This is a genomic window from Microcystis aeruginosa NIES-843, assembly GCF_000010625.1.
GTDB classification, from domain to species: Bacteria; Cyanobacteriota; Cyanobacteriia; order Cyanobacteriales; family Microcystaceae; genus Microcystis; species Microcystis aeruginosa.
The window spans coordinates 1,368,281-1,388,075 of sequence record NC_010296.1 but is presented as its reverse complement, the minus strand read 5'-3'; the positions used below and the strand labels follow the sequence as shown (position 1 = coordinate 1,388,075).

15 protein-coding genes are annotated in these 19,795 nt (G+C 42.3%); 10 read left to right on the top strand and 5 right to left on the bottom strand.

What is annotated here, in order from left to right:
• Positions 1-59: 59 nt before the first annotated feature.
• On the top strand, positions 60-2,330 hold the full coding sequence (gene purL / locus MAE_RS06780) for a phosphoribosylformylglycinamidine synthase subunit PurL (RefSeq protein WP_012264914.1): 2,271 nt from the start codon (positions 60-62) through the stop codon (positions 2,328-2,330).
• A gap of 267 nt (positions 2,331-2,597) precedes the next feature.
• On the top strand, positions 2,598-4,061 hold the full coding sequence (gene purF, locus MAE_RS06775) for an amidophosphoribosyltransferase (RefSeq protein WP_012264913.1): 1,464 nt from the start codon (positions 2,598-2,600) through the stop codon (positions 4,059-4,061).
• Positions 4,062-4,303: 242 nt separating this feature from the next.
• On the opposite strand, the gene MAE_RS06770 is transcribed toward purF, so the two are convergent.
• Together MAE_RS06770 and aroA are read right to left on the bottom strand one after the other, a co-directional pair.
• Positions 4,304-6,019, bottom strand: a complete 1,716-nt coding sequence (locus MAE_RS06770) for an ABC transporter ATP-binding protein (RefSeq protein WP_012264912.1) — start codon at positions 6,017-6,019, stop codon at positions 4,304-4,306.
• 195 nt (positions 6,020-6,214) lie between these two features.
• On the bottom strand, positions 6,215-7,555 hold the full coding sequence (gene aroA, locus MAE_RS06765; protein WP_002798668.1) for a 3-phosphoshikimate 1-carboxyvinyltransferase: 1,341 nt from the start codon (positions 7,553-7,555) through the stop codon (positions 6,215-6,217).
• 59 nt (positions 7,556-7,614) lie between these two features.
• On the opposite strand from aroA, the gene MAE_RS06760 reads away from it, so the two are divergent.
• From MAE_RS06760 to MAE_RS06740, 6 genes are all read left to right on the top strand, one after another.
• A complete protein-coding gene (locus tag MAE_RS06760) occupies positions 7,615-7,893 on the top strand; it encodes a hypothetical protein (RefSeq protein WP_002798667.1) in 279 nt (92 codons plus the stop codon).
• Between the two features lie 3 nt (positions 7,894-7,896).
• Positions 7,897-7,998: a type II toxin-antitoxin system PemK/MazF family toxin gene (locus tag MAE_RS31770; protein WP_231859737.1), complete on the top strand. Its 102-nt coding sequence runs from the start codon at positions 7,897-7,899 to the stop codon at positions 7,996-7,998.
• A gap of 74 nt (positions 7,999-8,072) precedes the next feature.
• The gene (locus MAE_RS06755) at positions 8,073-9,260 is read left to right on the top strand and encodes an RNA-guided endonuclease InsQ/TnpB family protein (protein ID WP_012264910.1); all 1,188 of its coding nucleotides are present in this window, start codon (positions 8,073-8,075) and stop codon (positions 9,258-9,260) included.
• 372 nt (positions 9,261-9,632) lie between these two features.
• Positions 9,633-10,445, top strand: coding sequence for a hypothetical protein (locus MAE_RS06750; protein ID WP_002777058.1), 813 nt, complete (start codon positions 9,633-9,635; stop codon positions 10,443-10,445).
• A gap of 252 nt (positions 10,446-10,697) precedes the next feature.
• Positions 10,698-11,240, top strand: coding sequence for a peroxiredoxin (locus MAE_RS06745; RefSeq protein ID WP_002798666.1), 543 nt, complete (start codon positions 10,698-10,700; stop codon positions 11,238-11,240).
• A 441-nt stretch (positions 11,241-11,681) separates the two neighbouring features.
• A complete protein-coding gene (locus MAE_RS06740; RefSeq protein ID WP_012264908.1) occupies positions 11,682-13,022 on the top strand; it encodes an AAA-like domain-containing protein in 1,341 nt (446 codons plus the stop codon).
• A 486-nt stretch (positions 13,023-13,508) separates the two neighbouring features.
• Here MAE_RS06740 and MAE_RS06735 read toward each other — a convergent pair whose 3' ends face one another.
• Positions 13,509-14,600 (bottom strand): ISAs1 family transposase, encoded by a 1,092-nt coding sequence (locus tag MAE_RS06735; protein WP_012264906.1) that lies wholly within the window; start codon positions 14,598-14,600, stop codon positions 13,509-13,511.
• Positions 14,601-14,833: 233 nt separating this feature from the next.
• Complete coding sequence (locus MAE_RS06730) at positions 14,834-15,772, bottom strand: WD40 repeat domain-containing protein (RefSeq protein ID WP_012264905.1); 939 nt, start codon at positions 15,770-15,772, stop codon at positions 14,834-14,836.
• A 451-nt stretch (positions 15,773-16,223) separates the two neighbouring features.
• Here MAE_RS06730 and MAE_RS06725 point away from each other — a divergent pair, with 451 nt between their 5' ends.
• Positions 16,224-17,354: a glycosyltransferase family 4 protein gene (locus tag MAE_RS06725; protein WP_012264904.1), complete on the top strand. Its 1,131-nt coding sequence runs from the start codon at positions 16,224-16,226 to the stop codon at positions 17,352-17,354.
• A gap of 183 nt (positions 17,355-17,537) precedes the next feature.
• Complete coding sequence (locus tag MAE_RS06720; RefSeq protein ID WP_012264903.1) at positions 17,538-18,608, top strand: glycosyltransferase family 4 protein; 1,071 nt, start codon at positions 17,538-17,540, stop codon at positions 18,606-18,608.
• 119 nt (positions 18,609-18,727) lie between these two features.
• Here MAE_RS06720 and MAE_RS06715 read toward each other — a convergent pair whose 3' ends face one another.
• Complete coding sequence (locus MAE_RS06715; RefSeq protein WP_012264902.1) at positions 18,728-19,681, bottom strand: DNA-methyltransferase; 954 nt, start codon at positions 19,679-19,681, stop codon at positions 18,728-18,730.
• Between the last annotated feature and the right edge of the window lie 114 nt (positions 19,682-19,795).

The following is a 19,795-nucleotide window of genomic DNA, read 5'->3' as shown; positions in this document are numbered from 1 at the left end:
TATAACTCGATCTCATCAGACGTTATACAATGAATGTTGTCCCTCGATCGCATTGTCCCATGACTACCCCCTTCACTGCCGCAGAAATTGCCTCAGAAGGCATCAAACCCGAAGAATACGAAGAAATAGTCAAAAGACTGGGAAGACACCCCAACAAAGCCGAATTAGGAATGTTTGGCGTGATGTGGTCGGAACACTGCTGTTATAAAAACTCCCGGCCGCTGCTCAAACAATTCCCCACCACCGGCGAAAAAATTCTCGTCGGACCGGGGGAAAATGCCGGAGTAGTGGATTTAGGCGATGGATTGCGATTAGCCTTTAAAATCGAGTCCCATAATCATCCTTCTGCGGTGGAACCGTTCCAAGGTGCCGCTACTGGAGTCGGAGGCATCCTGCGGGATATTTTTACCATGGGGGCCCGGCCCATTGCTATCCTCAACTCCCTCCGTTTTGGTAACTTGCAAGATGCCCGCAATCGTCGCATTTTTGCCGGAGTTGTGGAAGGAATAAGTCATTATGGCAATAGTGTCGGCGTTCCCACGGTGGGCGGTGAGATATACTTCGATAATGCCTACAATGGCAATCCCCTCGTTAATGCCATGGCTTTAGGGCTAATGGAAACCGAGGAAATCGTTAAATCCGGGGCAAAAGGTCTGGGAAACCCAGTTTTATACGTTGGTTCTACCACCGGCCGCGACGGTATGGGAGGGGCGAGTTTTGCCAGCGCCGAATTAACCGATAAATCGATGGATGACCGGCCCGCGGTGCAAGTGGGCGACCCTTTTCTGGAAAAATCCCTGATAGAAGCTTGTTTAGAGGCATTTAAGACCGGCGCGGTGGTGGCGGCCCAGGATATGGGGGCCGCTGGGATCACCTGTTCTACCTCCGAGATGGCGGCCAAGGGAGGGGTGGGAATTGAATTAGACCTCGATAAAATCCCCGTCCGGGAAACCGGGATGGTCCCCTACGAATATCTGCTATCGGAATCCCAAGAAAGAATGTTATTTGTGGCAGCATCGGGACGAGAAGGCGAATTAATCGAGATTTTCCATCGTTGGGGACTTCAGGCTGTGGTCGCTGGCCGGGTAATTGCAGAACCGATCGTCCGTATATTATTTAAAGGGGAAATTGCCGCCGAAATTCCGGCCGCGGCCCTAGCGGATAATACTCCGATTTATCATCGGGAATTACTAACAGAACCGCCAGAATACGCCCAAAAAGCTCAATTATGGCAAGATAGCACGATTCCTATTCCCGAATCCTATAACGAGATTTTATTAAAACTACTGGATAGTCCCTCGATTGCCTCAAAACGCTGGGTTTATCGTCAATATGATCATCAAGTCCAGAATAACACCGTTATTCTCCCCGGAGGAGCCGATGCGGCCGTGATTCGCGTGCGTCCTCTGGGTGCTAATCCCGCCAATTCTCGGCGAGGTGTAGCGGCGACTACAGATTGTAATCCGCGATACGTTTATCTTGATCCCTATAACGGAGCTAAGTTGGCCGTGGCGGAAGCGGCCAGAAACCTTAGCTGTGTTGGGGCCGACCCCATTGCTGTCACGGATAATCTCAATTTCGGAAGTCCAGAGAATTCAATCGGTTATTGGCAATTAGCCACTGCTTGTCAGGGTATTGCTGAAGCTTGTCGGGAAATGAATACACCGGTGACTGGGGGTAATGTCTCTTTGTACAACGAAACCGTTGATGCAGCTGGCAGCCCCCAGTCTATTTATCCGACTCCCGTGATTGGTATGGTGGGATTAGTGCCGGATATCGGGCAAATTTGCGGGCAAGGTTGGCAAAAAGCGGGGGATTTAATCTATCTTTTGGGTTTCTCCTTGCCAACTATCGGCGCATCGGAATATTTAGCCGTTATTCACGGTTTGGTGACGGGAAAACCGCCGGTAATTGATTTTGAATTAGAAAGAAAGGTACAAGCGGCCTGTCGTTGGGGAATCCGCGCCGGTTGGGTGAAATCTGCCCACGATTGCGCGGAGGGAGGTTTAGCCACTGCTCTGGCAGAATGCTGTATTAGTGGCCAATTAGGGGCGGAAATTGACCTTTCTTGGCAGCATCAGGGCCGTTTTGACGCGGTGTTATTCGGAGAATTAGCTAGTTGCATTATCGTCTCCGTTTCCTCCGAAAATCGGCAAGATTGGGAAGAATACCTAAAGACACAATTAGGAGACTATTGGCAAATAACTGGCAAAGTTAGCGAAAAAAGCGAGAATCTTCGGATTTTTGACCGGGATAAACAACCGGCGATCGATGTTAGTCTAGAAACTATACAGCAAGTTTGGTCAAAAGCGATCGAAAGAAGGCTTTAGGGAAGGAAACAGGAGTCGGTCGTCGGGAGTGAGGAAATGGGGAAATGGGGAAATGGGGAAATGGGGAATTTCAGCTAAAACCCTAACACCCTAACACCCCAAAACCCCAAAACCCCAAAACCCTAAAACCCCAAAACCCTAAAACCCAACAACCCAACACCTGATAACTGTTCCCCACCCCCCAAATCCCCATAAATAAGGTGTTAAAAAGAGATTAAGATAAGTTAAGATTTTGTCTCAAAAGTAGCCCCAAGCCCCAACCCTCCCATGTCTAGCCATCCCGACTCATCCCTATTCTTGAACCGCGTCGATAAGCCTGAAGAAGCCTGTGGAGTTTTTGGACTCTATGCCCCCGAGGAAGAAGTAGCAAAACTGACCTATTTCGGACTCTATGCCCTGCAACACCGAGGACAGGAATCGGCAGGTATTGCCACCTACGACGGGGAAACGGTGCATTGTTACAAAGAAATGGGCTTAGTTTCCCAAGTTTTTAGCGAAACTGTCCTTAAAACCTTGCCGGGTACTCACGCCGTCGGTCATACTCGTTACTCTACCACCGGTTCTAGCCGTCGGGCCAATGCCCAACCTGCTGTGATCGAAACCCGTTTGGGTAAACTTTCCCTAGCACATAACGGCAATTTAGTCAATACTTTTGAGTTAAGAAATGTATTAGAAAAGCGCGGTTGCGATCTCGTCACCACCACCGACTCGGAAATGATCGCCGTCGCTATCGGTCAGGAGGTGGATAGTGGCAAGGATTGGATAGAAGCGGCGATCGATGCCTTTAGCTATTGTAGCGGGGCTTATAGCCTTGTTATCGGCACACCGACGGGAATTATCGGGGCGCGGGATCCCAATGGTGTCAGACCCTTAGTAATTGGGGTTTTGCAAGAAGAAGGTAATCCCTCCCGTTATGTTTTGGCTTCGGAAACCTGCGGATTAGATATTATCGGGGCCGATTATCTGCGGGATGTGCAGCCGGGGGAATTAGTTTGGATTAGTGAAGATGGCTTATCTTCGGTGGATTGGGCCATTAAACCGGAGAAAAAATTATGCGTTTTCGAGATGATTTATTTTGCCCGTCCCGATAGCATTGTTCACGAGGAATCTTTATATACTTATCGGGTACGTTTGGGGGAACAATTAGCCAAAGAGTCGCCGGTAGAAGCAGATATGGTGATGGGAGTTCCCGATTCAGGTATTCCGGCTGCGATCGGATTTTCGCGCATTTCTGATATTCCCTATGCGGAAGGATTGATTAAAAATCGTTATGTGGGACGGACTTTTATTCAACCAACCCAACACATGAGAGAGTCGGGGATTAAGATGAAATTGAATCCTTTAAAGGATGTTTTACAGGGAAAAAGAGTTATTATTGTTGATGATTCGATCGTGCGGGGAACCACTAGCCGGAAATTAGTTAAAGCTTTACGCGATGCCGGAGCAAGAGAAGTTCACATGAGAATATCTTCACCTCCGGTGACTCATCCTTGTTTTTATGGCATTGATACGGACAACCAAGAGCAATTAATTGCGGCAACTAAATCGGTGGCCCAAATTCAGGCACAAATCGGGGTGGATAGTTTAGCTTATCTCAGTCACGATGGAATGTTAACAGCAACGAAGGAAGATCCGAAAACCTTCTGTACTGCCTGTTTTAATGGCGATTATCCGATTCCTGTACCCGATAATGTTAAGCGATCGAAGTTGATCTTAGAAACAGTTAAATAGGGGTTGCTGAAAAAGTTTGTTGGTGGGGTTAGGAGTCAGGAGTCAGGAGTCAGTAGCCGGTCGTTTCAGGTTTTGTTGTCCTCTTTTTTTTGTACCAGTTTGTGTACTCAAAGAAGGATAATGCAAGGTTTTTGAAGGTCTTAATCCTATTTTCGCAGCATGAACATCGGATTTTAGCAGGTCAAAAGCCTTATTTTAAAAGGGTTTTACCATTATTCAGCAAACCCTAAATAGCCTCACGGCTAAATCCTCTGAAAACAATCGGCAATTTCCTGGGGAGTTAAAAGAGAATTAGGATAACCGGAAAGTTGTCCTAATTTTTGTGCTAATAAAACTGCTTGGGGTGGAGTTAGATAGGTTTTGGCCAAGAGATCGGTTTGATGATAAGCTTGCCGGATTGGGGCATCTAAAAGAATAGTTCCTTGACCCATAATAATTACTCTTTCGGCGTATTCTGGCATTAAATAGAGGTGATGGGTGATCACAATCACGGTTTTGCCCATCTGGTGTAATTGACGACTCACCTCTAAAATTGCCTTAGCTCCTTGGTAATCTTGGCCAGTGGTGGGTTCATCAAAGACCACTATACGCGGTTCCATGGCTAAAATTGCCGCAATCACTACCCGCGCTCGATCGCCTTTCGGTAAGGAGAGAGGATGATAGGATCGATATTCTAGCAATCCCATGGCTTCTAGACTTGCTTTCGTGCGTTGGGTAACGATTTCTGGAGGATAACCGAGATTAGTCAGGGCAAATGATACTTCTTTCTCGACAGTGGTGTTAAAAATCTGATTATCGGGATTTTGGGCTACATAACCGATCGAACGAGCTAAATCACTGACAGAAAAGCTACCGGTCGAACGTCCGTCAATCATAACTTGACCGGTGGTCGCCGAGAGAAGATTGAGAAAATGCTTGACTAAAGTGCTTTTTCCTGCGCCATTTTGACCGATAATCAGCAGATATTCCCCTTCGGCAATATCGAGGGACACATCCCGCAAGGCGGTAGTACCATCGGGATAGGTATGGCAGAGATTTTTTACCCTCAGTATGGGGTTTAAGGGGTCAGAAACCGACGATAAGGGAGGGGTTGGGGTTCTATGATGGTAAAAGGATTTAAGCTCGTTTAAACGGGCAAAACTGCGGTCTAGGGTGACAGGAATAGAATTTATCGCCCCGATTTTTTGATTGATCAAGGCAAAAGTAGTGGCCACTTGCGGGGGACGCAGGGCATTTTCCTGTAAAAGTTGTACTTGGGAGTAGATCTCTGCTGGGGTTCCCATGGCTTCGATCGCACCCTCCCTTAATAGTACCAGGCGATCGGCATATTCGGCCATTTCCTCGGCCGCGTGGGAGACCATCACAATAGTGACACCGAGATGGCGATTTAATTCCTTAATGGTGGCGAAAACTTCTTGGGCTCCCACCGGATCCAGTTGGGAGGTGGGTTCATCGAGAATTAACAAAGCGGGCTGAACTGCGAGAGCGGCGGCGATCGCTAATCGTTGTTTTTGTCCTCCCGATAGTTCCCCCGGCGATTTTTTTTCCATTCCCTCTAACCGGACTGCCGCTAAAACTTTGGGAATGCGCGCTTTAATTTCCTCTCGCGGTAGCCGTAAATTTTCTAGGGTAAAAGCGATTTCATTTTCTATGGAAGTGGCTAAAAGTTGTGTTTCGGGATCTTCAAATACTGCCCCCACATAGCGGGCCAAGGTGCTAACGGGATGGGTTAAAGTATCTAAACCGGCTACCGTTGCATAACCAAAAAAACGCCCTCCGTAAAATTGGGGGACAATACCGTTAAGAGTTAAACAGAGAGTAGTTTTTCCCGCACCTGTGGGCCCGATAATACCTAAAAATTCGCCTCGATGAATTGCTAAAGAGATATTTTTAAGCACTAGATTGGAGGATTCGGGATAAATATAGGAAACTTTCTCTAATTGGGCGATGATTTCCATTATCGGTGGGGAATAGAAGACGGGAGTGGGGTAGATGGGGAGATATTTTTCAGGGAAATTTGAATTAGGGACGCTTCTATTTTTCGCTACCTCGATCGATGAACTTGATTATCACACAGGTGGCCCACTACTCTGTGATTTATCCTGCAATTGTACCAGTTACCCTTCGCCCGTTCGCAGAAAAACTTAATATTTTCACTCTTGACAAATTTGCTGTAAGGTGCTAAAGAAATCGGGGTAGGAAATGCCAGCCGCTTCAGCGCGATGGATAGTGGTGGGTTGACGGGAATTGAGGGCAGCGATCGCTAGACTCATGGCAATGCGATGATCGGTAAAACTGTCCACTTCCGTGCCGAATAGGCCTGTACCGCCGGTAATCTCTAAACCATCGGGTAATTCCCTTACTTTTGCCCCTAGGCGATCAAGTTGGGTGGCCATCACCGTCAGGCGATCGCTTTCCTTCACCCGTAGTTCCTCGGCATCCTTGATAATTGTCGTTCCTTGGGCAAAAACCGCCGCTACTGCCAAAATCGGAATTTCATCGATCAGACGGGGTATAATCTCACCAGCGATCGTGGTTGCCTGTAGTGGACTGGATTTCACCCGCAGATCCGCCACCGGTTCCCCCGTCACCACCCGTTGATTTTCGAGGGTGATATCTGCTCCCATTGCCTGTAAAACCTGTAAAACTCCGGTTCTAGTCGGGTTTATTCCCACATTTTCGATTAATAACTCGGAATTAGGCACAATTGCTCCCGCTACCAACCAAAAGGCCGCCGAACTGATATCCCCGGGTACAATCACCGTTTGTCCAGTTAAAGTGGGATAACCCGTCACCGTGACGCTATTAGTCTCCCCATCCACCTCAATATTTGCCCCAAAAGCGCGCAGCATCCGTTCACTGTGATCGCGAGATAAAGCGGGTTCCGTGATCGTGGTTTTCCCCTCCGTTAACAGTCCTGCGAGGAGAAGACAGGATTTCACCTGTGCAGAAGCGACGGGAGAATAGTAGTGGATCGGTTGCAGAGATTCCCCAGAAACGGCTAAAGGAGCCAAAGAATTGGCTTTTCTGCCCCAAATTTGCGCCCCCATTTCTTTGAGGGGTTTCACCACCCTGGACATGGGACGCGATCGCAGGGAAGCATCACCGGTAACGACAAAAAAACGGTCTTGATGACCAGCCAATAATCCTAACATTAAGCGGATCGTCGTGCCGGAATTGCCCGCGTCGAGGATTTCTAAGGGTTCCTCAAGATTGCCTAAACCCCTACCTTTAACGATCACTTTCTCGCTGTTGAGTTGGGAAATTTCCACACCCATGGCACGAAAACAACTAGCGGTACTGCGGGGATCTTCGCCCAATAATAACCCATGAATAACGGTTTCTCCTTCGGCGATCGCTCCTAACATCAGGGAGCGATGGGATATAGATTTATCGCCTGGGATGGTGATTTTTCCCCGTAATCCCGTGATTTTACCCGGATCGATGACTAAATCTTGATGGGATTGAAGGGGGTTAAGGGTGACAATAGACATGATCGTTAGGCAGATGAAGACAAGCTCGATCTATTTTCCCTCTTTACCTCGCCCTTTCCTTGTCAAGTTATGTAAAGAATATTAAGCTAGAAGCATTCAGTCATCAGTTTTTTGTTATGCCCACTACTGCCCAAGAAGTTTATAATCAAGTGGTTTGTCACTTATCATCCGGGGAACGTTTGCGATTGGCCACAATCATTCTCAATGAACTTGTCGGACAACAACAACAACCATCGCTCGATCAAAGTGATACCTGGACTGAGGAGGATCAGATCGATCTTGTCAATTTTTCCCTAAACTATGCGGCCAAAACTTTCTCTGATGTGGAGGGGGGTTGATTGGTGACGTTTTCCACTGGAGATGTGGTGACAGTTGATTTTCCCGGTGTGACAGGAATTAAGCGCCGTCCGGCTGTGGTTTTGTCATCGAAAATTTGGGTCTGAAACCCCGTCGTTCTACGACGGCTTTACTGTTAAATATGAGCATCGTTTACGAAATATATGCTAAAATGTGAGACATGGAAAAAGCCTACTCGTTCCGATTTTACCCCACACCCGAACAAGAGTCGCTATTGCGGCGCACTTTGGGCTGTGTAAGATTAGTTTACAATAAAGCTCTCCATCTCAGAACACAAGCTTGGTACGAAAAGCAAGAAAGAGTAGGCTACGCTCAAACTTCTTCAATGTTGACCGATTGGAAAAAACAAGAAGAATTAAACTTTTTAAACGAAGTAAGCTGTGTACCTTTACAACAAGGGTTAAGACACCTACAAACAGCTTTTACTAACTTCTTTGCTGGTCGTACTAAGTATCCTAACTTTAAGAAAAAACATCAGGGAGGAAGTGCCGAATTTACCAAGTCTGCTTTTAAATTTAAAGACAGACAAATCTATTTAGCTAAATGCACAGAACCTTTACCTATTCGATGGTCAAGAAAAATACCAGACGGATGTGAACCAAGCACAGTAACAGTCAGATTACATCCCTCAGGACGTTGGCATATTTCAATTAGATTTGATGACCCAACGATTAAGCCATTACCAGTAACAGATAAAGCCATCGGAATTGACTTAGGAATTAGTAGCCTCGTGATTACCAGCGATGGCGATAAAGTGTCTAATCCCAAGCATTTTAAAAAGCATTATCGGAGACTGCGAAAGGCCCAAAAAAGCCTTTCTAGAAAACAGAAAGGGTCAAAAAATCGGGAAAAAGCAAGAATCAAAGTAGCCAAGATTCACGCTCAAATCACCGATAGCAGAAAAGACCATTTACATAAGCTAACCACTCAATTAGTTCGTGAAAACCAAACGATTGTGGTTGAGAATTTAGCCGTCAAGAATATGGTCAAAAAACCCAAGTTATCTCAGGCAATATCTGATGTAAGCTGGGGAGAAATCACTCGACAATTAGCCTATAAATGCCGTTGGTATGGGAGAAATTACATCGAAATAGATAGATGGTTTCCTAGCTCTAAAAGGTGTAGTAATTGTGGGCATATTGCTGAGAAAATGCCGTTAAATGTTCGAGAATGGGACTGTCCAGACTGTGGGACTCACCATGACCGAGATATTAACGCCAGTAAAAATATTTTGGCCGCAGGGCTTGCGGTGTCAGTCCGGGTCGCGACTATAAGACCAGAACAGAGTAAATCTGTTAAGGCAGGTGCGGAACCCCGCAAGGGAAAGAAACAGAAACCTAAATCGTGAGGTTTGGGAATCACCGTCCGTTCACGGCGGTGAGGATGTCAACAGACTGATGTAATAGTTGGACTGATCACAACTCAGTCAAAAGTGCTAGGAATCACTGATTATGCGCTTCAGGATTGGGTCTGGGCCGGGTTACGGGTCGCTGCGATATTTCGTTGTTTTATCGTAACTTTGCCACCATCTGCAAATTTAGCTGTGATTGGACATTGATCAGAGCGTGACTGGCAAGGAATCAAGGCTTGTGTTAGAATTTCCCTCACAAGTTTGGAGGAAACAAAACCCTAGTCGATTACTTAATCTTCTTTTTTTATAGAAGGAGAGAAGATTTTGAAAAAATTAGTCAATGTTACTCACTAATTGGGATAATAAGTTATGAATGGATTACGAACAAATTCTCAAGCTGGTTGGTTAAATATAGAGCAGGAATTAGTCTTACTTTTAACAGCAACAATTAATATTAAAGGTATGCCGAATGCCTATCCAACTGTTCCTGAACAAAGACAGGAAGATTACTATAATTCCCTGAAGTATTATATTAATTTTCATCCTCGTATCAAAAAAATACTATTTGTGGAAAATTCTGGTTGGCCTCTTGATCGACTGCAAGAAACGACTCAAGAAAATCCCCATAACAAACAAATTGAGTTTATTTCACTAGATGCCAATGATTTTCCTCGTGATTTTGGCAAAGGTTACGGCGAAACCTTATTAATAGAGCAGGGAATTTTAAAATCAGCACTAATAAAAGATTCTTCTTATATTGCCAAGATAACTGGGAGAATTTATCTGCTTAATATGACCGATATTTTAGAGGCGATTAAACATCAATTTGAATGTTTGTGTGATTTTAAGTGGCCAATTTTGCAACAATTACGGAACAAACAAAATAATCCTTCTTATGCAGATACTCGTTTCCTTGTCTTTAGCAAATACTTCTATGAAAGATACCTGCATCCGATGCACAAAAATCATCAGCAGGGTTGTTTTTACAGTGAACATCGATATTATCAAGCTATTAATTTAGCATCACAATCGGCTAATGTTTGTAAAAGGTTTCCGGTTGAACCGAAATTTTCTGGTATTGCGGGACATTTTGAAGGAAAAGACTATAATAGTCGTTCCGAACAGTTGAAATACGCAATTCGTGTCTTGACTCGTCAAACTATGCCTTGGCTATATCTGTAAAGGGTCGTGCTTAGTGGTGTATCAAAGTCAGTGGCAATAAGGCGGTAAAAGCTGTAAAATAAGCGCACAGGATGCTGGATTTTCAGGATTTTATCTTTTCGCTTCCCGTCCCCTGTGAACTAGGAAAGCCTTACTTTGCAAAGGTTTTACACCAATTGTGGATGCAAAATTCCCTTTCGCATTTCACTACATGGAAAAAAACTACCAAAAGCTGATAACTGATAACTGATAACTGATAACTAATAACTGATTATGTCTCGTCGTCAACTGTTGAGTTTTTTAATTGCAGTAATTCTGGCATTTTTTGCCTTTATTCCCGATGCTAACGCTTTAGGTGGCCCCCAACCCCCTTTAAATCAACTGGCACCCGATTTTACCCTACCGACTAACACGGGAGAAGGAAATATTTCCCTATCGGACTATCGGGGTAAATGGGTGGTTTTGTATTTTTATCCCAAGGATTTTACCCCCGGCTGTACCCTAGAAGCGCGGCGTTTTCAGCAGGATTTGCCGAAATATATGGCTAAAAATACGCAAGTTTTAGGGGTAAGTGCCGATGATGTCGATTCTCATGCGGAATTTTGTGACTCGGAGGGTTTAAAATTTCCCTTACTGGCAGATACTACCGGAGATGTTAGTAAAGCTTATGGTTCTTGGATGGGTTATGTTTCCCTGCGTCATACCTATCTTATCGATCCGCAAGGGATTTTAAAAGAGATTTATTTAGGGGTAAATCCTGCCATTCACAGTGCCGAAGTTTTAGCACGTTTAGAGGAATTACAGGCGAGTTCTTGAGATGATTGGTCTTGAATCTAGAAATTATCTTGATAAAAGCTATCTGCAGCCGATGGGATAAAAAAAATCCCGACCACGATTTTTTCATCGGTGGGGGATATAGACTAACAACCTTAACCGAGATAATCAGGACTAATTGCAATTATCGTCCTTATCACCCTTACAGTCACGGTTTTGTAAAATTAGCGGCGAAGAGGAACGGTCAAAATGGTTATCTTGACTATTAACCGCTAAAGTGTGAGGAAGAAAACCTAACAGCAAGGAGACCACAACAAACAAGGTTAACGAGATTTTCATGGTTTTACTCCCTTAGACACCATCAGGTAATTGACCTATTTTTACCATAGGGCTTTTCCGCTCGGATGTCAGTCCCATTGCCAAGAGGGAAAAAGGGGTTAACATGGAAAAAAGGGGAATATAAGTAGAATAAAGTAGAACCGGATGAAACCACAGGGATGGGACGAGTTTCTTAAACATCTAGCTAGAGAATACGGTGTTCAGGGTAAATTAAAGGAGATTTTTTTAGTTCGTTTTGCCTACGAAAATTGGCGCAAACCGGATGAGGAAATTTGGGAAATGGCCGAGGCCGCCAGCCATGAAACCTATAAAAAACAAATGACTAAAATATATAGCTATTTCTCGGCAGATAAAGATAATGGCTGTCCGGAACTAGAATTAGGTAGTAAAGGGCCGGGTAAGTTCCAAATCCTCCGAGAATGGTTCAAAGATATCAAATATCCTGAATGGAGAAATCAACCCACCCCGATACTAGCAGAAAAATCGGTTATAGATAGTTATATTAGCCGCCCTCCCGTCGAAAGCGACTGTTATCAAGAAATTAATCGTCCGGGGTCACTCATTCGCATTAAATCCCCCGAAAAGACCGGTAAAACTTCTCTGCTTAAACATCTGCTCGCTCAGGCAGATAGTTGGGGACATAGCACAGTTTATATTAATTGTCAAGTGGCAGAAAAGGCGATGTTTGCCAGTTTAGACCGATTTTGTCGCTGGTTTTCGGCAAATGTTAGCCGAGAATTGGGTTTAAAGCCGCAATTAGATGAATATTGGGATGAGGAACTATTTGGCAGTTTAATCAGTTGTCAAACCTATTTTCAGTCCTATCTTTTGGAACAGATTAACGGGCCGCTCTTTTTGGCCCTAGATAATTTAGACAGAATTTTCGAGTATCCCGACATCGCTAGGGATTTTCTGCCGCTTTTGCGCTGTTGGCACGAAGAAGCTAATAATTTAGAAATCTGGCAGAATTTGCGGTTAGCGATTGCTAATTCCACGGAAATCTATATTCAATTGGACGCTAATCAATCTCCCTTTAATGTCGGCCGTGCGATTAAATTACCCGGTTTTAGCCTCGAACAACTGGAAAACTTGGCTAGTAGCTACGGATTGCCTAAAAATGACGATAATCAGCGTTTTATCAGCGATTTAATTGCTCTAGTCGCTGGTCATCCCTATCTTAGCCGTTTGGCCCTGGAAGCGCGGGTGCGTGGGGAAAAAAATATTCTCCCTAATGCTGCTACCCAAGGGGGAATTTATGCGGCACACTTGCGTCATCACTGGGATAATCTGCAAAAACAGCCGGAATTATTGACAGGGATGGGGGAAGTGGTTAATTCTTCCGATAAGGGAGCGCGATTAGAACCGATTACTGCCTATAAACTGGAAAGTATGGGTTTAATTCAGTTAAAAGGCGACCTAGCCCAGCCTAGCTGTCAATTATATCAGCTTTACTTCCGAGAGGAACAAACTGGCAGCGATCTCTAGTGGATAATTATACTAAATCCGTTGAGTACAGGCTACATATCAGGACAGGCACTCATGCAAAGGGGAATAAATAATCAGTTTTTAATAACCGGATTTAGTATCACATTTGCAGAAATATCGACAATCAGCAATTATTAGTGACTCTTAAATTATTACAAATATATCAGCAGCTGCGTGTAAGCATCCCACCGAAAAGCTCATGCGCAGGGGGTTCGGGGGAGGCGCTTCGTCCCCCGACGGGGGGTTTGGGTAGGGTTGATTCATTTAAATTAAGTACAGCTGATTTTGAGTCAATAAATTTGAATGAAAATTCTCAAGTTTATCTTTTTCTAATCAAAAGAGTTAGTGACAATAACTAATCTTTAATCCTCTGCCAATATTGATTATGAATAAATTGATAAAGCTTGTTCCCAAGCCACTAAAAGCCTATCTCTCTTGAAATTTTCTGAGAGTACATCCTGTTAATTTAGCTAATTTTTCTGCTTCTTACGTCGATAAAACTATCAGTTTTTCCCAACGTTCAGCTAACCACCTCTGTCCCTCTGTTATTGAGAGAAAACCCAAACCTCTGAAAAGATTCAATCCTATAGTTGTGAGAATTGACCAATTGCTGGCCGCTTGAAAATCACTTATCTCGCTTTTATCTTCCTCAAAAATTACATCTTTTACCCAATGTAACTGATTTTCTATTTTCCAATGTCCTCGAATAATTTTAGCAAATACTTGGGCGGATTCGGTTAGGCTACTGATATAGTAAGCTGTTTCTTCATAAGTTTTATCCCCGCGACTACCCCTTCTTTCTACTTTAATAATTCGGCGCAGATTTTCAAACCCTTGTCTTTCATTTTTCCTCACTTTAAAAACTTCTATTTTTCTTGATATTTTTCGTCCATGACTATTATCTTGTTCAAGAAAACAACTTTCTGGCTTTGAGGAACTACTCAGGTCTTGTATTCGCTTATAAAGATTTTTCTGATTTCCTTTAACTGTGATAACATAATCATTTTTACTCTTGGTTATTAGGCTGATTGTTTTTTTCTGGCAGTGTAAAGCATCCCCAGTAAAAACTTTATTTTGGAGAGTGCAATCTTCAATTATAGCTTGACCTTCGTCGATTTCAGACCCTTTTTTGTTTTCGATTCTTTTTAAGTGTAATACCAAGCCACTTTCTTGACTAAACAATGAGATAAACATGATAAAATTTTGTTGTTCATTGTTAGGATTCTTTAGGGTGTTTTTGAGACTTTTTCCATCTATGTCTAGCCAATTTATATCATCTCTTTGTCCATATTCTTGTAATGCCCATTCATTAAACATTTTTAACAAAATCTGCCATTCTACTCCCATCATTACCCTTCTAATTGTTGAATAGGATGGGACTTTTTCTGGAATTATGTTAAATTCTTGACTGAGCCTGTGCCGATTATTTTTAGCAAACTCTCCTAGCTCTCTATAACCTGAGTATCCTAGCATTGTTCCCAGTATTATTACTACTAATACTATCCATAAAGGGTGTCTTTTTCCTTTATCTTTCCGAAAGTCCTTGACTTGTTTCAGTTTTTCTATTAAGCTCAACATATATTTGAAAAGTTGCCGGTCACTCCTCATTTTACAAAGACAGTGATCGCTTTTACTTTTGATATTCTGATGGGAGAATGAAACAGCCCTAGGGGTTTGGGGGGTAGAACCCCCCAAAAGCTTGGATTGAGTAATAAAATCGGAAGTAACGATCAATTTTGGCAGATAGTTTCCCTTTAAAAATCCCAACTTAGTAGATTTACAAAAATGAGATGCACCCGCTCAAAGATTGCTCAACTTGCTAAAGATTGTAGTTCGGAAGTGCCATAAACTCTCACGATTTTGTCTTGGCAGGCCGTGGCGATATAATTACCATCGGGACTAAAACAAACCGAATAGATTTTCTGGGGATGGGGAATAGAAATAATCGCTTTTCCTGCTTTTAAATCCCATAATTTTAAGCTTTTATCATCACTACCACTGGCTAATAGTTGATTATTAGTACTAACACTAACTGAATTGATATGATCACTATGTTCGCTGAGAGTTTTTACCTCTGTACCTCTTTTAATATCCCAGATTTTAATAGTTTTGTCTTTGCTGCCACTGGCTAAAAATTTGTTATTACTGCCGAAATCTACCGATAAAATACCTCCAAACCAATCGGAATGACCTTTTAAGGTAATACTGCTCTTTTCTCCCAGATTCCAAATGATTACCGTTTTGTCATTTTCGCCGCCACCACTGGCTAAAAGTTGACCATTTTGACTAAATTTAACTGTTAGGACTTTATCGCTATGACCTTGTAATGTGGCCAGAATTTCTCCAGTTTTTACTGACCATATTTTCACCGTTTTATCTTCACTGCCACTAGCAATAATTTCCCCATCGGGATGAACAGCTACTGCTGTAACTTTGTCTTGGTGTCCCGTTAAGGTAGAGATTAATTCTTTAGTTTCCAGTGACCAAATTCTTACGGTTTGATCATCTCCTCCACTAACCAAAAATCCTTGACAGGGACTAAAAGCAACAGAATTAACTCCCTTGTCCCACCAACCGGCTTTTTCATGTCCTTGTAAACTAAATTTTTGATTTTTTTGCCAATCCCAAACAATAACAGTTAACTCGTTATCTCCACTAGCCAAAAATTTACCATCTTGGGAAAAAGTTAGACATTTAACCTCACCTTCATGGCCTTCTAAGGATTTAAAAGATACTAAACGATTAAACATAGTGAAAACATTAGTTAATCAGTATTTTTCGGCATTACCCGATGTTAGTGGTTCTGTAGGGGACTACTTCATCCCTGAGATAACTTTTTCCGCTCACCACAAGTACGGGGAAGCTATTGTTCCCTGATTATAACTAATTACAGTGTTTCTCGTCAAGGAGATGCAGCTAATCTAAGGATAGCCTATTAAAATAGGTCTTAGCTGATAAGTACCCGTTGACAATCATAGTAATAGGGTAGGTGAGGGGACAATAATCGAAAAAATTGCCCGATAAATTAAGTATTCCCTGTAACCTAGCCCAAAAAAGCTGCTATTTAGGGACGCTATAGGGTAAGATTAACTATTAGGGTGGAGTTTATTGCCGATTTTAATCTTGTCCTAAGCGAGCAAAATTGACAATTGAATCTGTAATTTTAAAAATATCTATCCCGTCAATCTCATCTAACCGCAAATGCTTAAAATTTTAGTTGATGGTACACCGATAAGACAAAATCCTAGTGGAATTGGATTATATGCTTATCACCTGATTGCCGAATTAGCTAAATTACAAAACCAAGAAAACTTTTCCCTGTCCCTCTGTTTTCAACCATCGGTAAAAAACTGGCTGCGGGGTAATCTTTCTATCCCCGAAAAACTGCAATCCTATCCAGAGGTTAAATGTTTACCAATTCCCGTCAGTCTTAGCAATATCTTAACCCGATTTCCTAATCCTCTAATTACCTATCTAGAAAACTTTCTTGATTCTCCCGATATTCTCCACGGATTGGATCATGTGGTGTATCCTTGTCGTCAGAGTCGCAAAGTTATGACTATTCATGATGTTACTTTTATTAAATATCCTGAGTTTGTCACGGGGATTGTCAAAACCTACACCCAACGCATTAAACAATCTCTACAATGGACAGATTTAGTTATTGCTAACTCCGCAAGTACCAAACGAGATATTATTGAATATTTAGATGTAACCCCAGAGAAAATTTTTGTTACTCCCCTCGCAAGTCGTTATTCTTCTCTCCCCAATTATCCCTCATCTCTAACCATCACTAAACCCTATTTACTCTTTGTTAGTACCCTAGAACCACGAAAAAATATTATTAATCTTATCGATGCTTTTAACTATCTTAAGGACAGGTATAAATTAGACCATAATCTGATTCTGATTGGCAAAAAAGGATGGAAGTATCAACCAATTTTCGAGAAAATATCTCAGTCTCCCTTTCGAGATAGTATTCAACATCTTGATTATCTTGCTGATGACTTAGTTGCGGATTATTATCAAAAAGCCGATGTTTTTGTCTATCCTTCCTTTTATGAAGGTTTTGGATTACCAGTTTTAGAAGCGATGACTTTAGGTTGTCCCGTGGTAACTGCTAATACTGCATCCTTACCCGAAGTCACGGGAGAATCGGCAATATTAATTAATCCCGATAATCCCCTAGAAATTGCTGCGGCAATCTATCAGGTGATTAGTGATACCTCTCTCCGTCAAGAATTAATCACTAAAGGAAAAAAACAAGCGGCAAAGTTCTCTTGGCAAAAAACTGCACAAGCTACCATAAAAGCTTATCGTTCTCTTTTATAATAAGTAAGTAGTTATAATTAAATTGAAGATGGATCCCCCCTTAATCCCCCCTTGATAAGGGGGGTACTGATCACCCCTTAATCCCCCCTTGATAAGGGGGGTACTGATCACCCCTTAATCCCCCCTTGATAAGGGGGGTGTCTGACAACTTTTAACACCTACCTACTTAAGTAGCTAATATCTATGAATAGGAATCATCAATTATTAATCAATCTCGCTTTTCTCGGTACTAAATATACTGGGTTGACTACCTATACTAAAAATCTCATTCCCCAATTAGCTAACTTAAATCCTACCCTAATCACTTCTAATAGTTACCCAGATTTTAACACCTATCCTGTGTCGGCAAACCTCACCCAAGAGCAGGGAACCAAAGGCAATATTAAGCGCTTAATTTGGACAGAAACCCAACTCTATCAAACCTATCAACAATTGCAGTCTTCCCTGCTATTTACCCCCATTCCCGAAGCACCTATTTATGGAAATTGCCGCTATATTGTCACAGTCCATGATTTAATTCCCCTGCGATTTCCGAAATTTTCTCCCCTAACTTTTTATAATAAATACTATTTACCCCAAGTCCTGAAAAAAGCCACACATATTATCGCTGTTTCCCACGCAACGGCCGCCGATATTAATAAGTTTTTTAACATACCTCTTGACAAAATAACCGTGATTCTTTCTGGATATGATGCTGATAATTTTCGTCCGCTAAATCTGGCGACTCGTCCCTATTTTCTCTATCTTGGTCGTTATGATCCTCATAAAAATCTCGGTCGTTTAATTACTGCTTTTTCCCAAATCGATCCCGAATATCAATTATTAATTGTCGGTCAATTTGACCCCCGTTTTACGCCGGCTCTACAGCAACAGGTAGAAGCATTATCAATCTCTCAACGAGTGCAATTTTTAAACTATGTTTCCTATGAAGAATTGCCGCAACTTTTAAACCAAGCAACTGCTTTAGTTTATCCCTCCCTTTGGGAAGGTTTCGGATTACCTGTACTAGAAGCGATCGCCTGTGGAACTCCTGTAATTACTTCTAATCTTTCCTCTCTCCCGGAAGTCACAGGAGATGCGGCAATTTTAATTAATCCCTATAGTATCGATGAGATGAGAGAGGCAATGCAGCAAATCGCTAAAAATAACCAATTGCGTCTTAAATTAAAATCCCTGAGTCGCCAACGCGCCGAGCTTTTTAGTTGGGAAAAAACCGGTCAAGAAACCGCCACAATTCTGCAAAGTTTTCTCTAAAAATGGTGACAAAAAAACTTATCAATCATTGCAGGATGGGTTAGACGGCACTAAGCATTAAAACCCAAGGATATGAGAGCAAAAACCTGTACTCTCCTGGGGAGATTGAGTGTTACTTCCTATATATTATTGTGCCATTCTTCGGGAATTTGAGCGACTTTTTCTTGGCCAGTGGGCTGATGAATAGGTTTTCCTAAAGGACGAATTTTGAGATTTCCTTGCAAATAAGCGGCGATTCTTTCTTGGGCAATTTTCACATATTCTGCTTCTTTTTCACTCCCCATCACTCGACGATTGTGCATAATACTAGCAATCAGAGAAGTTCCAACCCCAGCAAAAGGATCGAAAACCCAATCCCCCTCATTTGTCAAGGCTAAAACACATCTTTCTACTAATTCGATCGGATATTGACAAGGATGGATAGTTTTCTCTGGATGATTAGATTTAACGTTAGGAATATCCCATAGTAACTCATCCCATTCTTGTGCTAAAAACTCCCAAACATCGCTGGGATTTTTCCCTAAAGGATTACCAGAGGGTTTACCGATATTTTTACCTTTAAAATGGCGCTTACCAGGGTATTTAGCGGGGATTCTCACCGGATCAAGATTAAAGATATATTTATCGGTTTTTGTCAACCATAAAATAGTTTCATATCTGCCAGAAAATCTTTTAGAAGTATGTAATCCATGACCAAAATGCCAGACAATTCTATTTCTTAAAAAGAAACCCATTTGTTTAAATAGCTGATAATAAAAAATATCTAAAGGATAAACTTCTCCCTCTTGAACGAAATTTCCCACCTGCCAGCAAATACTGCCATTATCTTGCAAGATTCTAGAGAATTCTCGCATAATTTTGGTTTGGGTTTCCAGATAAGTATCCAAAGAGATTTTTTTTTCGTAGTCTTTTCCTAAATTGTAGGGAGGAGAAGTAATAATCAAGCTCACAGAATTATCTGGTATAGTCTTGATAAAATTATTGCTATCTCCTTGATAAAGAATTATTTCGGCATCAGGTTGATAAAAGTCTCGCACTGATTTTGATTGAGAAAATAAGGGCAACTGATTCATAGAAAATTTAGCAGAGAAGAGCCACTTTTAATTAGGGTTTGCTGAAAAAGTTTTTCCTGGGGGCAGGGTGTGGGGTGTGGGGTGTGGGGTTTTACCCATTTTACATCCAATATT

Coding starts and splice junctions, on each gene's coding strand:
- purL (WP_012264914.1), top strand. CDS start 60: ATGACTACCCCCTTCACTGCCGCAGAAATTGCCTCAGAAGGCATCAAA.
- MAE_RS06725 (WP_012264904.1), top strand. CDS start 16,224: ATGCTTAAAATTTTAGTTGATGGTACACCGATAAGACAAAATCCTAGT.
- aroA (WP_002798668.1), bottom strand. CDS start 7,555: ATGTCTATTGTCACCCTTAACCCCCTTCAATCCCATCAAGATTTAGTC.
- MAE_RS06755 (WP_012264910.1), top strand. CDS start 8,073: ATGGAAAAAGCCTACTCGTTCCGATTTTACCCCACACCCGAACAAGAG.
- MAE_RS06745 (WP_002798666.1), top strand. CDS start 10,698: ATGTCTCGTCGTCAACTGTTGAGTTTTTTAATTGCAGTAATTCTGGCA.
- MAE_RS06770 (WP_012264912.1), bottom strand. CDS start 6,019: ATGGAAATCATCGCCCAATTAGAGAAAGTTTCCTATATTTATCCCGAA.
- MAE_RS06735 (WP_012264906.1), bottom strand. CDS start 14,600: ATGTTGAGCTTAATAGAAAAACTGAAACAAGTCAAGGACTTTCGGAAA.
- MAE_RS06720 (WP_012264903.1), top strand. CDS start 17,538: ATGAATAGGAATCATCAATTATTAATCAATCTCGCTTTTCTCGGTACT.
- purF (WP_012264913.1), top strand. CDS start 2,598: ATGTCTAGCCATCCCGACTCATCCCTATTCTTGAACCGCGTCGATAAG.
- MAE_RS06750 (WP_002777058.1), top strand. CDS start 9,633: ATGAATGGATTACGAACAAATTCTCAAGCTGGTTGGTTAAATATAGAG.
- MAE_RS06740 (WP_012264908.1), top strand. CDS start 11,682: ATGAAACCACAGGGATGGGACGAGTTTCTTAAACATCTAGCTAGAGAA.
- MAE_RS06715 (WP_012264902.1), bottom strand. CDS start 19,681: ATGAATCAGTTGCCCTTATTTTCTCAATCAAAATCAGTGCGAGACTTT.
- MAE_RS06730 (WP_012264905.1), bottom strand. CDS start 15,772: ATGTTTAATCGTTTAGTATCTTTTAAATCCTTAGAAGGCCATGAAGGT.